Consider the following 15032-nt stretch of genomic DNA (forward strand, 5'->3'; position numbering starts at 1 on the left):
CACCTGGTTTGGGACCAGGGGGTCGCAGGTTCAAATCCTGTCTTCCCGATATTCCCAATAACATGGGGCCTTAGCTCAGCTGGGAGAGCGCCTGCCTTGCACGCAGGAGGTCAGCGGTTCGATCCCGCTAGGCTCCACTTATTTTAATATCATTTATGGCGGTGTAGCTCAGCTGGCTAGAGCGTACGGTTCATACCCGTGAGGTCGGGGGTTCGATCCCCTCCGCCGCTACCATAAAGGACCTTTAGCTCAGCTGGTTAGAGCAGACGGCTCATAACCGTCCGGTCGTAGGTTCGAGTCCTACAAGGTCCACCATTAGACGTTTATATCTCGGAGGTATACCCAAGTTCGGCTGAAGGGATCGGTCTTGAAAACCGACAGGCGGCGAGAGTCGCGCGGGGGTTCGAATCCCTCTACCTCCTCCATTTTTCTAAAATAAATATTTTATCATCGCGGGGTGGAGCAGCACGGTAGCTCGTCGGGCTCATAACCCGAAGGTCGCAGGTTCAAATCCTGTCCCCGCAACCAAATGGTCCCGTGGTGTAGTGGTTAACATGCCTGCCTGTCACGCAGGAGATCGCCGGTTCGACCCCGGTCGGGACCGCCATTTTAATAAGGCTCGGTAGCTCAGTCGGTAGAGCAGAGGACTGAAAATCCTCGTGTCGGCGGTTCGATTCCGTCCCGAGCCACCATTTTGAAGTCGCAAGCCGACTTAGCTCAATTGGTAGAGCAACTGACTTGTAATCAGTAGGTTGGGGGTTCAAGTCCTCTAGTCGGCACCACTTTCAAAATGAGCCATTAGCTCAGTTGGTAGAGCATCTGACTTTTAATCAGAGGGTCGAAGGTTCGAGTCCTTCATGGCTCACCATTTACAATTTAATGCGGGTGTAGTTTAGTGGTAAAACAAGAGCCTTCCAAGCTCTGGTCGAGAGTTCGATTCTCTTCACCCGCTTTTCAATTATGGGCCTATAGCTCAGCTGGTTAGAGCGCACGCCTGATAAGCGTGAGGTCGATGGTTCGAGTCCATTTAGGCCCACCATAATTGTTCCGCAGTAGCTCAGTGGTAGAGCTATCGGCTGTTAACCGATCGGTCGTAGGTTCGAGTCCTACCTGCGGAGCCATATTATAGAGAAGTACCCAAGTGGCTCAAGGGGCTCCCCTGCTAAGGGAGTAGATCGCTAACGCGGTGCGAGGGTTCGAATCCCTTCTTCTCTGCCAGTAACTGGCCCGTTGGTCAAGTGGTTAAGACACCGCCCTTTCACGGCGGTAACACGGGTTCGAATCCCGTACGGGTCATACTAAAAGAGATAGCATAATCTGCTATCTCTTTTTTGTTGTGTAAAAGCGGACTTTGAATAGTCTGCTTTTTTTATGGATTTCTTGTATACTTTTTTCTATTTAGATCGTCTAACTAATAGAAAGGAGAGAGCGATGGAGTATGAAAAAGTCATTATAGAATCATCTAGAAGTATTTATAGATACTTGCTTAAAATTGGAGTAACACCAGCAGAAGCAGAGGATATCGTTCAAGATACAATACATAAAGCGTTATTATCTATACCGAATATGAAAATTACGTATATAAAAACATGGTTATTTCAAGTTGCGATTAATAGGCATCGTGATCTAGTGAAAAGGCGAAATCGTATTGAACAAATCCCGATTGAATCTGTTCAATTGATTGGAGCAAAAGGATTAGATGAACCACTTTTAAGAAAAGAGCTTCAAGTAGAAATACAAAGCATACTCGGAAAGATGAATCCGGTATATAAGCATATTCTCTTATTAAAGTATGATTATGAACTTTCTTATAAGGAGATAGCAGCCGTACTAGAGATGAAAGAAGAGACCGTACGTGTTTCTTTGTACAGAGCTCGCAATGAGTTTAAAAAGCTTTATAGGAGGTTTGAAGATGGGCAGAGATGATTTTGATTTTGATATAGATTCAAGTAAAGTATCAACAATGTTGAAGAAGGCGAAGCGAAGACAATTATTAAAAATAATCGTAATTTCAATTGCACTTTTTATTGTTTTATTCTTCGGCTCTATTATAGGAATTTCACAATTGAATAATAGAGCTTATCTAGCTATGGATCGTGACGTAAATATGATAAGACAAATTACAAGGCCTAATACGGAAAGAGGGGTAGCAATTACTTCTAACGGTTTATTTAAAAGCACAGTAGAGTATAAAACATATAAGGTTATTGAGGGGAAACCTGTTAAGTGGGAAGATGAAGTGTATGAGTATAAAGTTTGGAGTACATTTCGCCGATTATCGGATGTAAACCCATTAACAATAGCAGATAATGTTGTAATGGGGAATGAGCGTATTAATAAGGCGAGTGAATTGTACAATAATCAAACAATGGAAAGAGAGATGCAATTTTATCTGCCATTTGCTTCATATAATAGTTATATAAATGATATAGAGAAAGTAAAAGGTGAAAATAAAGTAGCTGAATTGGCTATATCTTTTGATAAACCACATAAGGTGTCTGAAATAAAAAAGATGCTGCCAGAAGGGATTCATCCTGTTTGGTATTGGGTAGATACGTATGATGATAAAAAATCATATTCTATTGATGATATGACCGAAAGTGCTTATAATGTGTACGGCTTTAAAGCAAAACCAGGTGATATTGAATTTGGAAATGGAACAGAAAAAGATTTTCTTTTAGCAATTCAAAGTGGAATGGAGAAAAAGGGAAAGTATTATGAGGAGTATGAGCGCATATATAACTACCTAAAAGGAAAGAAAACAAAACCAAGTGAGCAAGATGTAAAAGTAATTGGTGTTGTTGTGACAGGAACTGCTGCTGATTTACAAAAGTTAAATGGTCAAAATTATGTAAAGGCTGCTGTATTAGGAGCTACTGCGGAAAATAAATAGTATAAATAGAAAAAAGCTGTCTTTCAATAAGTGATCTACTGGAGACAGCTTTTTTATGCTGTTATTATCGTCGGGTTTTGTCGGTAAATCGATATTCCTTGTCGAATCGTTGATATATTTTGAGTTACGGTAGATATATTCTAAAAATCGTTGATATATTTAAATAATCGTCGATATAATTTCACTTACCAACAAAAACATAAAAAATCCCTTTCACAATCTAAAGAAAACGCCTCCATTGAAATGGATTCCACATCTATCCCAATAACTTTACACTCCATGTGAAAAAGTTCACAAATAGGTCATAATTTGTGAAGTAATTCACAATAATACGTGCTACAATATGAGTGTAAAGAAGTTAAACAACATTAAATTAGTATTTTAATTAATTACTTAAACAATCATAAAAAAATATATGTGAACAATAGAGAGGGGAAATTACCATGAAAAAAGGTATCAATCGTGTAGTATTAGTAGGAACAGGAGCTGTAGGTTGTAGTTACGCTTACTCAATGATCAACCAAGGTGTAGCTGAAGAATTCGTATTAGTAGATGTTAATGAAGCAAAAGCAGAAGGGGAAGCAATGGACTTAAGCCATGCGGTACCATTCTCTCCAGCAGCAACAAAAGTTTGGAGCGGTAGTTATGCAGATTGTAAAGATGCAGATTTAGTTGTTATCACTGCTGGATTACCACAAAAGCCAGGTGAAACTCGTTTAGACTTAGTTGAGAAAAATACAAAGATCTTTAAACAAATCGTTCGCGGTATTATGGATAGCGGATTCGATGGAATCTTCTTAATCGCAACAAACCCAGTTGATATTTTAACTTACGTAACTTGGAAAGAATCTGGTTTACCAAAAGAGCGCGTAATTGGTTCTGGTACTACTTTAGACTCTGCTCGTTTCCGTTACATGTTAGGTGACTACTTAGATGTAGATCCACGTAACGTTCATGCTTACATCGTTGGTGAGCACGGTGACACTGAACTTCCAGTATGGAGCCACGCTACTGTAGGTGTACAAAAACTAGAAACAATTTTAGCTAACAACGAACAGTACAAACAAGAAGACTTAGATAAAATCTTCGAAAATGTACGTGATGCAGCTTACCATATCATCGAGCGTAAGGGCGCAACTTACTACGGAATCGGTATGTCACTACTTCGTGTAACTAAAGCGATCTTAAGCAACGAGAACAGCGTATTAACTGTATCTGCATACCTTGAAGGTCAATACGGTGAGAAAGATGCTTACGTAGGTGTTCCAGCTGTTATTAACCGCGAAGGTGTACGTGAAATCGTAGAGCTTGAGCTAAATGAAGAAGAAAAAGCGAAATTCGCTCATTCTGTAAAAGTGTTAAAAGAAACAATGGCACCAGTACTATAATAATTACTAAATAATTCAGAGGCGGGAAACTGCTTCCTACCTCTGAGTTTTTATATAATTTAATATAAATTCCTTTTCCGGTTTCCCTTGTATATCCCCAATATACCCCTTTTGCTGGATGAGGGTCGTTTATAGAAAAAGAGCACTCTACTTTAAATAGAGTGCTCTTTATTATTATTTTTTAGGCGTTAATCCTAATTTCTTTAAAATATCTGCCAGTGTACCGCTTTTTGATTTTTCGACAGGTGTTTGTGATTTAGATGCATCTGGACCTTTTTTCAAGAAGTTCTTTTCAACGAAGCGAATATCTTTTTCGTCGACAATACCATCTTTGTTAAGGGTTCCGTCTTTCACAGATAGTCCTTTTTTACCATAGTTGCTAGCGATAATTTCGGTTTGATTTAGTTCGAAAAATTTAGTTTTCCTATTTATTTTGCCTCTGATATAATCAGCCTTATAAGAGGGGACTTTTGGTATAACCATGAAATTAAATAATAGTAACTCAGTGTTCATGTTGTGTTATCACCTTTGGTGGTTCGCCGTAGATAAAGTAAAACAGTTTATGGGAAATCAAGGCGAAAAGTGAGATGAATTAATATGACAAAGCATAATAAGGCGTACAAATTTCGTCTGTATCCAACAGAAGAACAAGCAAATCTGATACGTAAAACTTTTGGGTGTGTACGCTTTGTATATAACAAAATGCTAGCTGAACGGAAAAAAGTATACGAAAAATAAAAAGAGAACAAGGAAGAACTAAAGAAACAAAAATTTCCTACTCCTGCGAAATACAAGGTGAAGTATGAATGGTTGAAAGAAGTCGATTCATTAGCATTGGCTAACGCTCAATTAAACTTGCAAACTGCGTATAAGAATTTTTTTAGTGGTCAAAGTGATTTTCCTACATTCAAAAATAAAAAGAGTAGAAAATCCTATACAACAAATCGAGTAAACGGAAATATTATGTTATTTCATGGTTATATCAAACTACCGAAACTGAAATTAGTGCGATTGAAACAACATAGAGAGATACCGCAAAACCATAGCATTAAATCATGCACGATTTCGCTGACACCAACTGGTAAGTATTATGTGTCTGTTTTAACTGAATATGAAAAGGAAATTGTTCAGAAAGAAGTAGAAAGTGTAGTTGGATTAGACTTCGCAATGGCCGAATTGTACGTGAGTAGCGAAGATGAGAAAGCCAATTATCCTCGCTTTTATCGTCAGATGCTGAATCGATTAGCAAAGGCACAACGAGTATTAGCAAGACGTGTGAAAGGCTCAGTGCGCTGGAATAAACAACGTATTTGTGTAGTGAAGTTGCATGAAAAGGTCGCCAATCAACGTAAAAATTTCCTTCATCACAAGTCTAAAGAATTAGCTACGAACTTTGATGTTGTAGCAATCGAAGACTTACATATGAAAGGAATGTCACGAGCACTTCGCTTTGGTAAGAGTGTAGCAGATAACGGTTGGAGGATGTTCACGACATTTTTAGCATATAAGCTACAAGAACAAGGAAAACAGCTTGTAAAAGTAGATAGATGGTTTCCTTCTACGAAGATGTGTAGTAATTGTGGAAACAGAAAAGATATGCTACTATCTGAACGCACGTATGAGTGTTCTTGTGGACTAACAATAAGTCGCGACTATAACGCAGCTATTAATATTAAAAGAGAAGCCATACGCCTATTAGCTAGCGTTAGCGTAAATAGCACAAAATAACCTTTGGAACAAGGGTGTTAGCTCGGCTGTCCTAGGACAAATTCGTTAGCTATCAAAAGTAGCGACTAACCGAGAAGCCCCCACTTCGGGGTAAGCTCGTAAGATATGCTAAGTGGTGGGTAGTTCACTTCTGATAGTTTTGTTTCCCACAAAATTTCATGATCATCGTTTGGATTAGATGGCTGTCCGTCATTTACTAGAAACTGGACGACAATGTGATCGCCTAAATCTTCACCGTCATTATTTTGCTTTGCATCTGTAACTTCATAGGATGTTTCAAGTGCTACCTTTGCGATATCCAATGTTCCTTTATTTTCAAGCTTGAAATTCTTTTCAATAAAATCACCTGGTTTTAAATCTTTCACATCAACAATTACACTTGGGTTAATAGAAAGATCTAGTGTACCAGCTTGAAATGAGTTACTAGATGTTTCAGAATCACTGAAATAGGCGAATACACCGCCGAATGTAAGGGATAAACCAAGCGTTGCTGTGACGACTCCCATTCCAACCTTTTGTTTTAATGACATAAGAAAGCCCCCTAATTAAATTTTTATAGCGACTTTTCGTAACAAGGATAAATAAGTAAACATAGTAGTCCGCTATGAATTGTAGTTACGAAAAGTTGGTGTTCTTTATTGAGAATGAGTATATGCTTATAAATTTTCCATTTCAATAAAATTGTGACGAAAAATGTTGAGAAATAAATATTAAGATGAAAGACTAGTGGAAAATGAAGCGTTTTCAATGAATATTCGTCAAAATTCGATATTTTATATGGAAATATGAAAAAAATTCAACATTTTTAAGAAAAAAACGTATATTTTTTATAAATTAACAAGGATATTTCAGTTTTTCGCAGAATTGGTAAAGTATAAAAAATTCTGTCATCTTAGTGAGGTGAGCATATTGAGTGTAATAAATTGTGAAGAAGTGAAACGAGATGAGTTTCATACAGAAAAGTACTATGACAGTTATAACATCTTTGGCGCACATATTGTGACGGAAGATGAGATGCGAGGTGTACGATTTACAGTATGGGCTCCTCATGCGAAAGCAATGAGTGTTGTTGGAGATTTTAATGAATGGGATTATGAGCAACATAAGATGCTACAAGTGACAGAAGAGGGAATTTGGTCCCTATTTATACCGCATATCGAAGAAAGAGAAATATATAAATATGCGATTGAAACGATGGCTGGTGACGTCATTTTAAAGGCAGATCCGTATGCCGTATATGCGGAAGTAAGACCGAATACGGCATCTGTAGTTTTTGATATAAAGGGATACGAATGGAATGATAAAAACTGGAGCCGTAAGAAAAAGAAAAAATCGGTTTATAAAGAAGCGATGACAGTTTATGAATTACATTTCGGTTCTTGGAAAAAGAAAGAAGATGGAGCCTTGTATTCTTACAGGGAAATGGCAGAAGAACTCATTCCTTATGTGGTGGAACATCAATTTACACATATTGAAATTATGCCACTTGTTGAGCATCCATATGATCGTTCCTGGGGGTATCAAGGAACGGGATATTATGCAGCGACGAGTAGATTCGGCACGCCACACGATTTGATGTATTTTGTCGATGAATGTCATAAATATGGAATCGGTGTCATTTTAGATTGGGTGCCGGGGCATTTTTGTAAAGATGCTCACGGTTTATATTTGTTTGATGGGACACCGACTTATGAATATAAAGATAAAGACGTGCAAGAAAATCCAGTATGGGGAACTGTCAACTTTGATTTAGGAAAGAGGGAAGTACGAAATTTCTTAATTTCAAATGCTTTATTTTGGATGAGATATTTCCATATTGATGGTTTCAGGGTGGATGCAGTTGCGAACATGCTGTACTGGAATAAAGAAGGACAAGAGCAAAGTAATGAGCACGCTGTTTCATTTTTACGGGAGTTAAATGAAGCGGTGTTTGCAGAAGATGAAGATTTTCTTATGACAGCAGAGGATTCAACAGCTTGGCCACTTGTAACAGCTCCAACGTATGAAGGTGGGCTTGGATTCAATTACAAATGGAATATGGGCTGGATGAATGACGTGCTGAAATATATGGAGTGTGCGCCAGAGTACAGAAAATATATTCATGAGAAAATGACGTTCTCTTTACTATATGCTTACTCCGAAAACTTCATATTACCGCTTTCTCATGATGAAGTCGTTCATGGGAAAAAGTCGTTATTAAATAAAATGCCAGGAGATTACTGGGATAAGTTTGCTCAACTTCGTTTATTATATGGATATTTCTTTACTCACCCAGGAAAGAAATTACTTTTCATGGGAGGAGAGTTCGGGCAGTTTGATGAGTGGAAAGACCTTGAAGATTTAGATTGGAATTTACATGACTTTGAAATGCATCGTTATATGCATGATTACTTTAAAGAGCTCATAGCATTGTATAAGCGCTCAAAACCACTTTGGCAGCTTGACCATTCGCCTGAAGGATTTCAGTGGATTGATGCTAATAATAATGAGCAAAGTATTTTCACATTTATCCGCCAAGGGGATAAACAAGAAGATGCGTTAGTTGTTGTATGTAATTTTACGAAAGCTACATATGAAAACTATAAAGTAGGTGTACCAGATTTTGAGTATTATAACGAGATTTTAAATAGTGATGCCGAGCAATATGGCGGTTCGGGTCAAGTGAATAAGAAACGTCTCAAGACGATTCAAGAACCGTATCATAATCAAGCAGCACATGTAGAAATTACAATTCCACCATTTGGCGTATCCATATTACGACCAGTGAAGACGAGAAAGGGGAGCAAAAAACAAGATGGCTCAAAAACAAAAGTGCGTAGCAATGTTACTAGCAGGGGGAAAAGGTAGTCGATTAAGTGCATTAACAAAAAATTTAGCCAAGCCAGCTGTTCCATTTGGTGGTAAATATCGCATTATTGATTTTACGCTAAGTAACTGCGCGAATTCTGGTATTGAAACGGTTGGGATTTTAACGCAATATCAACCACTTGAACTTCATAATTATATTGGAATCGGCAATGCGTGGGATTTAGACAGAGTAAGCGGTGGAGTCACAGTATTACCTCCTTATGCGGAGTCTTCAGGTGTGAAGTGGTACACAGGTACGGCAAGTGCCATTTATCAAAACTTAAACTATTTAAGTCAGTATGAACCGGAATATGTCCTTATTTTATCAGGCGATCATATTTATAAAATGGATTACAGTAAAATGCTAGATTACCATATTGAAAAAGAAGCAGACGTTTCAATTTCTGTTATTGAAGTGCCTTGGGATGAAGCGAGTCGTTTCGGCATTATGAATACAAATAAAGAGATGGAGATTGTTGAATTTGAAGAGAAGCCGCAATTTCCAAGAAGTAATCTTGCATCAATGGGAATTTATATTTTTAACTGGGCAATTTTGAAAGAGTATTTAGAGATGGATGCGAGAAATCCTGAATCTAGTAATGATTTCGGAAAAGATGTACTTCCGCTTCTATTAGATGAAGGGAAGAAGCTGATGGCGTATCCGTTCGAAGGATATTGGAAAGATGTTGGGACAGTGAAAAGCTTATGGGAAGCGAACATGGATTTACTTCGTGATGAAACATTACTGAACTTAAACGACCGTAATTGGCGCATTTATTCCGTCAATCCAAATGAGCCACCTCAATATATTGCACAGCAGGCAAAAGTGGAAGAATCACTTATTAACGAAGGGTGCGTCATTGAAGGGGACGTGAAGCATTCGGTTTTATTCCAAGGAGTGACGGTGGAAGAAGGAAGTATGGTCATTGATTCTGTCGTTATGCCAGGGGCTAAGATTGGTAAAAATGTTGTGATTGAAAGAGCGATTGTTGGATCAGAAATGGTTATCGAAGATGGAACAATCATTCGTCCAGAAAAGAATGTTGACGATGTAGTATTAATTGCTGAAGGGAAATAGAAAAGGGGGATGAAATGAATGGGAGAAAAAATGTTAGGAATTATTAATGCAACGGGAAGTTTTCCTTCCTTAAAGAAAGTAACAGGGCATCGTTCACTAGCGGCGTTACCGTTTGGGGGCCGTTATCGACTCATTGATTTCATGCTTTCAAATATGGTGAATTCTAGTATTCATAGTGTGGCAGTTTTTACAAGCCATAAAAATCGTTCGTTAATGGACCATGTTGGGTCAGGAAAACAGTGGGATTTAGATAGAAAACGAGACGGACTATTTTTATTCCCGCCAAACTGCCAATGTGACCAAGATGAATTTGGGTCTTTTGCACACTTTAGAAGACATATTGATTATTTTCTAAGAAGCAGAGAAGAGTACGTTGTTATTACGAATAGCCATCTCGTAACAGCATTAAATTTTCAAGCGGTGTTAGAGCGACATATACATACGGCAGCTGACATTACGGAAGTTTGCCATGAAGGGGTTTCGCTTCAAACATACGTGTTAAAGAAACAATTATTGTTAGATTTATTTGAGTCATATAAAGATGTGGAGCAATATAGTTTATTCGATGTAGTGAGAGAAAAGCGCGGAAAATCACTGCATATTGCTACATATGAGCATACAGGATATGTAGCCATTATTGACTCAATTGAAAGTTACTATAAACATAGCTTAGAAATTTTGAAACCTGCTATTTGGAAACAATTATTTAAGAAAGAAGCACCGATCTTTACGAAAGTAAAAGATGAGCCACCAACTCGTTACGTAAAGGGTGCAGTCGTGAAAAATACAATGATTGCAAACGGCAGTATTATTGAAGGGGAAGTAGAAAATAGTGTGGTTTCCCGTTCTGTTAAAATCGGAAAAGGTTCAATTGTTCGTAATAGCATTATTATGCAAAAGAGCCAAATTGGAGATAACTGTATAATAGACGGTGTTATTATTGATAAAGATGTGAAAATTGGTGACGGTGTCGTGTTAAAAGGAAACGTCGATGAGCCATATGTTGTAGAAAAAGGAAGCGTTCAAAACAGTACGATTAAAAGCTATTCTTAAAGTGAAACTGTAATTAGCGGGGATTTTTTCACTGATTATTAGTTCACAAATAGCGGGATGAAGAATCAGTGGGGGGGTTCCTCCACTGATTAAAGTTTTAATTTAAATGAAAACTCGAAGGGAGGAAGCTGCAAGAAGAGTCATATATGCTTTTCGCGCAGTGGGACAACAAGTGAATATATTATTTGCAGTATCAGAATGTGTACCGTTTGTGAAATCTGGGGGATTAGCCGATGTAGCGGGTGCGCTCCCAAAAGAGCTGAAAAAATTAGGTGTGGATGTTCGCGTTATACTTCCGAATTATAGTCTTATTCCGAAAAAATTAAGAGATGGATGCACGCTTCATAAAGTAATTAACATTCCGCTTGGCTGGAGAAATCAATATTGCGGTATTTTAAAAGGTGAACAAGACGGGATAACGTATTACTTAATAGATAATGAATATTATTTTAAGAGAGATTCTCTATATGGCCATTATGATGATGGGGAGCGTTTTTCTTATTTTTCGAAAGCAGTTCTAGAGTGCATTCCGCATCTTGATTTTGAAGTAGATGTTCTTCATAGCCATGATTGGCATACGGCTATGGCTAATTTCTTACTTCGTGAAAAGTATCAAGATAACCCGTTATATGAGCATATTAAAACGGTATATACAATTCATAACTTGCAGTTCCAAGGAGTATTTCCTCCTGAAGTGATGTACGACTTGTTAGAGCTTGGTGATGAATATTTGCATAGTGAGCAGCTAGAGTTTTATGGAAATGTGAACTTTATGAAAGGCGGTATTATCGCTTCGGATCAAATTACAGCGGTTAGTCCGACATATAAAGAAGAAATTCAATATGAATTTTTCGGTGAGAAGTTAGATGGATTACTGCGAAAATATAATGATAAGCTTAGTGGCATTGTAAATGGAATTGATACGAGCGTATATAATCCAAAAACGGATTCGTATATTAAGGCTCAGTATGATGCGGAGTCACTAGATGAAAAGAGTGAAAATAAACGCGCTTTGCAGCGTTATTTTGGTTTACCAGAAAAAGAAGATACACCAATCATTTCGATGGTAACACGATTAACGAAGCAAAAAGGACTTGATTTAGTACGTACTGTATTCCGCGAAATAATGGAGGAAGATGTACAATGTATCATTTTAGGTTCGGGCGATTCGGAATATGAGCAGTTCTTTGAATGGATGGCATATGAGTATCCAGAAAAGGTGAAGGTGTATATTGGATTTAATGAGGAACTTGCGCATCAAGTGTATGCAGGAAGCGATCTATTTTTAATGCCGTCATTGTTTGAGCCGTGTGGACTTGGACAACTTATCGCATTAGCGTACGGCACGATTCCGATTGTAAGAGAAACAGGTGGGTTAAACGATACTGTACAATCTTATGATGAGGAAACAGGAGAAGGAAATGGTTTTAGTTTCACGAATTTCAATGCACATGACATGTTGTATACAGTGCACCGTGCAATTGAATTTTATCACGATAAACCGGTGTGGGATAGGCTTGTAAAGCAAGCGATGACTGAAGATTATAGCTGGGGGAAATCAGCTCTTGCCTATAAGGAATTGTATAAAAGTCTCATGGAATAACATGTAGGTGGTGAAAAAATGTTTACTCATGTTGAAAGTTTTAAATCAGCTTTTCTAGAAAAGTTAGAGACGATGTATGGAAAAAGTTTCAAAGATTCTACAACTCGTGATCAATATAATACGCTTGGCCATATGGTACGCGAGTATATGAATAGTCAATGGATTGCAACGAATGAAAGTTACCGAGCTGGTGAGCAAAAGCAAATGTATTACTTATCCATTGAGTTTTTACTGGGGCGTTTACTTGGGAGTAATATATTAAATTTAGGTATAAGGGATGTATGTGAGCAAGGACTGTTTGAGCTCGGGATTTCTTTACACGATTTAGAAGAGGTGGAAGCAGATGCGGGTCTTGGTAATGGTGGACTTGGACGTTTAGCAGCCTGTTTCCTTGATTCACTCGCTTCTTTAAACTTACCAGGACACGGCTGTGGAATTCGTTACAAACATGGCTTATTTGATCAAAAAATTGTTGATGGTTATCAAGTTGAATTTCCAGAACAGTGGCTTCTTCATGAAAACGTATGGGAAGTAAGAAGGCATGATCAAGCTGTAGAAGTAAGTTATTTCGGCAATGTTGAACCCCTCTACATTGATGGACGTTTAGAATTCAGGCATACGAATGCAGAAGTAATTATGGCAGTACCATATGACGTTCCAGTAGTAGGTTATGAGACGAGTACTGTAAATACACTTAGACTTTGGAATGCGGAACCAGTTCCTTTCCCGCAAAATTGCAAAGATATTTTGAAATATAAGCGTGAAACAGAGGCAGTATCGGAGTTTTTATATCCAGATGATACGCATGATGAGGGAAAAATACTTCGTTTGAAACAACAGTATTTCCTCGTATCGGCAAGCTTGCAAAATATTGTTCGTATGCATAGAGAAAGATATGGTGACCTTCGTCAATTACATGAGAAAATTGCGATTCATATTAATGATACACATCCAGTTTTGGCGATTCCAGAACTGATGCGTATTTTATTAGATGAAGAAAAACTGGCATGGGAAGAAGCTTGGCACATAACAACGCAAACGATTTCTTATACGAATCATACGACGTTATCAGAAGCGCTTGAAAAATGGCCAATTCACATTTTTAAATCGTTATTACCAAGAATTTATATGATTATTGAAGAGATTAATGAACGTTTCTGCCACGAGCTTTGGGAACGTTATCCGTATGAATGGCATCGTATTGAAGAGATGGCGATTATTGCGCATGATCTTGTGAAAATGGCTCATTTAGCAATTGTCGGTAGCCATAGCGTAAACGGTGTAGCAAAAATTCATACGGAAATTCTAAAGCAGCGTGAAATGCGATTGTTCTATGAGTTTTACCCAGATAAGTTTAATAATAAAACGAATGGGATCGCTCATAGGCGCTGGCTAATGAAGGCGAATCCGCAGCTGACGAATCTTATTTCGGAAGCGATTGGAACAGAGTGGAAGAAAGAACCGATTAAACTGCAATCATTGCAAAGTTTTCAGTACGATGCTAGTTTCCAAGAGAGGCTTGCGGATGTAAAGCAAGAGCGTAAGATTATTTTAGCGGATCGCATTCATAGTCAAATGGGGATTACGATTGATCCAAATTCTATTTTTGATGTGCAAGTGAAAAGACTGCATGCTTACAAACGACAATTATTAAATGTTCTTCATATTTTATATTTGTATAACCGTTTGAAAGAGGATGCTAGTTTTTCATTTTATCCGCGCACCTTTATTTTTGGGGCAAAAGCATCACCAGGCTATTATTATGCGAAAAAGATTATTAAATTAATTAATGAACTTGCAAGAAAAGTAAATAATGATCCGTACGTAAGTCAATTTATGAAAGTTATCTTTCTAGAAAACTACCGAGTTTCTTTAGCGGAAGATATATTCCCAGCAGCTGATGTAAGTGAGCAAATTTCAACTGCGAGTAAGGAAGCATCAGGAACAGGGAACATGAAATTTATGATGAATGGTGCGATTACGCTCGGAACGTTAGATGGAGCTAATATTGAAATAAAAGACCGGGTCGGTGATGCAGCCTGTTTCATTTTCGGCTTAACGGCGGATGAGGTTCTTCATTACTATCAAAATGGTGGATATCGTGCAAGTGACTATTATCACCACAATATGCACATTAAAAAAGTAGTAGATCAGCTAACGAATGGTTTCTTTACACATGTAGGGGCTGAATTCGAAGCGATTTATGATTCTCTCGTTATTCAAAATGACGAATATTTTGTTCTTCGAGATTTTAGTCCATATGCGGAAAGGCAGGAAGCTGTCGGAAGAGCTTATGAGAATCGAACGAAGTGGCTAGAAATGTCAATTTTGAATATTGCACAATCTGGTCATTTCGCGAGTGATCGAACGATTTTGCAGTATAGCAATGAAATTTGGGGTATTGGTAATGCGGTTAAACTATATTAAGTGAAAGTCCCTTTT

At 37.9% G+C, this 15032-nt stretch carries 8 protein-coding genes, 14 tRNA genes and 3 pseudogenes; 23 read left to right on the forward strand and 2 right to left on the reverse strand.

Annotated features, from left to right (window positions below; translation table 11 throughout):
* Positions 1-64 precede the first annotated feature (64 nt).
* The 17 genes from DN410_RS19500 (at position 65) to DN410_RS19580 (ending at position 4281) form a co-directional block, all read left to right on the forward strand.
* A tRNA-Ala gene (locus DN410_RS19500) sits at positions 65-137 on the forward strand.
* A 20-nt stretch (positions 138-157) separates the two neighbouring features.
* A tRNA-Met gene (locus DN410_RS19505) sits at positions 158-234 on the forward strand.
* Positions 235-238: 4 nt separating this feature from the next.
* Positions 239-315: transfer RNA gene (locus DN410_RS19510), tRNA-Ile, on the forward strand.
* A 17-nt stretch (positions 316-332) separates the two neighbouring features.
* Positions 333-425, forward strand: a tRNA-Ser gene (locus tag DN410_RS19515).
* 26 nt (positions 426-451) lie between these two features.
* A tRNA-Met gene (locus DN410_RS19520) sits at positions 452-528 on the forward strand.
* Between the two features lie 3 nt (positions 529-531).
* Positions 532-607: transfer RNA gene (locus tag DN410_RS19525), tRNA-Asp, on the forward strand.
* A gap of 9 nt (positions 608-616) precedes the next feature.
* A tRNA-Phe gene (locus DN410_RS19530) sits at positions 617-692 on the forward strand.
* Between the two features lie 14 nt (positions 693-706).
* Positions 707-782 (forward strand) — tRNA-Thr (locus DN410_RS19535).
* 10 nt (positions 783-792) lie between these two features.
* Positions 793-868: transfer RNA gene (locus tag DN410_RS19540), tRNA-Lys, on the forward strand.
* Between the two features lie 13 nt (positions 869-881).
* Positions 882-952: transfer RNA gene (locus tag DN410_RS19545), tRNA-Gly, on the forward strand.
* A 10-nt stretch (positions 953-962) separates the two neighbouring features.
* Positions 963-1039, forward strand: a tRNA-Ile gene (locus DN410_RS19550).
* 7 nt (positions 1040-1046) lie between these two features.
* Positions 1047-1121, forward strand: a tRNA-Asn gene (locus DN410_RS19555).
* A gap of 6 nt (positions 1122-1127) precedes the next feature.
* Positions 1128-1218: transfer RNA gene (locus DN410_RS19560), tRNA-Ser, on the forward strand.
* Between the two features lie 6 nt (positions 1219-1224).
* A tRNA-Glu gene (locus DN410_RS19565) sits at positions 1225-1296 on the forward strand.
* Positions 1297-1431: 135 nt separating this feature from the next.
* A complete protein-coding gene (locus tag DN410_RS19570; RefSeq protein WP_149177699.1) occupies positions 1432-1926 on the forward strand; it encodes an RNA polymerase sigma factor in 495 nt (164 codons plus the stop codon).
* On the forward strand, positions 1913-2893 hold the full coding sequence (locus DN410_RS19575) for an anti sigma factor C-terminal domain-containing protein (protein WP_149177700.1): 981 nt from the start codon (positions 1913-1915) through the stop codon (positions 2891-2893). The genes DN410_RS19570 and DN410_RS19575 overlap by 14 nt, the downstream gene beginning before the upstream one ends.
* Before the next feature lie 443 nt (positions 2894-3336).
* A complete protein-coding gene (locus tag DN410_RS19580; protein WP_149177701.1) occupies positions 3337-4281 on the forward strand; it encodes an L-lactate dehydrogenase in 945 nt (314 codons plus the stop codon).
* A gap of 174 nt (positions 4282-4455) precedes the next feature.
* Here the strand turns inward: DN410_RS19580 and DN410_RS28550 are convergent.
* Positions 4456-4677: pseudogene (locus tag DN410_RS28550) on the reverse strand (dockerin type I domain-containing protein); the annotation flags it as partial.
* A gap of 201 nt (positions 4678-4878) precedes the next feature.
* Between DN410_RS28550 and DN410_RS19595 the strand changes: the two are divergent.
* Positions 4879-6009: pseudogene (locus tag DN410_RS19595) on the forward strand (RNA-guided endonuclease TnpB family protein).
* A 125-nt stretch (positions 6010-6134) separates the two neighbouring features.
* On the opposite strand, the pseudogene DN410_RS19600 reads toward DN410_RS19595, so the two are convergent.
* Positions 6135-6539 (reverse strand): annotated as a pseudogene (locus tag DN410_RS19600) (TasA family protein); the annotation flags it as partial.
* A gap of 379 nt (positions 6540-6918) precedes the next feature.
* Here DN410_RS19600 and glgB point away from each other — a divergent pair.
* From glgB to glgP, 5 genes are all read left to right on the forward strand, one after another.
* The gene (gene glgB / locus DN410_RS19605; protein WP_149177704.1) at positions 6919-8856 is read left to right on the forward strand and encodes a 1,4-alpha-glucan branching protein GlgB; all 1938 of its coding nucleotides are present in this window, start codon (positions 6919-6921) and stop codon (positions 8854-8856) included.
* Positions 8804-9934, forward strand: a complete 1131-nt coding sequence (glgC, locus tag DN410_RS19610; RefSeq protein ID WP_149177705.1) for a glucose-1-phosphate adenylyltransferase — start codon at positions 8804-8806, stop codon at positions 9932-9934. The genes glgB and glgC overlap by 53 nt, the downstream gene beginning before the upstream one ends.
* Before the next feature lie 18 nt (positions 9935-9952).
* Positions 9953-10987, forward strand: coding sequence for a glucose-1-phosphate adenylyltransferase subunit GlgD (gene glgD, locus DN410_RS19615; protein ID WP_149177706.1), 1035 nt, complete (start codon positions 9953-9955; stop codon positions 10985-10987).
* Between the two features lie 172 nt (positions 10988-11159).
* Positions 11160-12590: a glycogen synthase GlgA gene (glgA, locus tag DN410_RS19620; RefSeq protein ID WP_149177707.1), complete on the forward strand. Its 1431-nt coding sequence runs from the start codon at positions 11160-11162 to the stop codon at positions 12588-12590.
* Positions 12591-12608: 18 nt separating this feature from the next.
* The gene (gene glgP / locus DN410_RS19625; protein WP_149177708.1) at positions 12609-15017 is read left to right on the forward strand and encodes a glycogen phosphorylase; all 2409 of its coding nucleotides are present in this window, start codon (positions 12609-12611) and stop codon (positions 15015-15017) included.
* Positions 15018-15032: the final 15 nt, after the last annotated feature.

This window comes from Bacillus sp. SH5-2, assembly GCF_008368905.1.
GTDB classification, from domain to species: Bacteria; Bacillota; Bacilli; order Bacillales; family Bacillaceae_G; genus Bacillus_A; species Bacillus_A luti.

Bases quoted from the DNA above. Each gene is read 5' to 3' on its own strand.
- DN410_RS19570 (WP_149177699.1), top strand. From the start codon at position 1,432: ATGGAGTATGAAAAAGTCATTATAGAATCATCTAGAAGTATTTATAGA.
- DN410_RS19575 (WP_149177700.1), top strand. From the start codon at position 1,913: ATGGGCAGAGATGATTTTGATTTTGATATAGATTCAAGTAAAGTATCA.
- DN410_RS19580 (WP_149177701.1), top strand. From the start codon at position 3,337: ATGAAAAAAGGTATCAATCGTGTAGTATTAGTAGGAACAGGAGCTGTA.
- glgC (WP_149177705.1), top strand. From the start codon at position 8,804: ATGGCTCAAAAACAAAAGTGCGTAGCAATGTTACTAGCAGGGGGAAAA.
- glgD (WP_149177706.1), top strand. From the start codon at position 9,953: ATGGGAGAAAAAATGTTAGGAATTATTAATGCAACGGGAAGTTTTCCT.
- glgP (WP_149177708.1), top strand. From the start codon at position 12,609: ATGTTTACTCATGTTGAAAGTTTTAAATCAGCTTTTCTAGAAAAGTTA.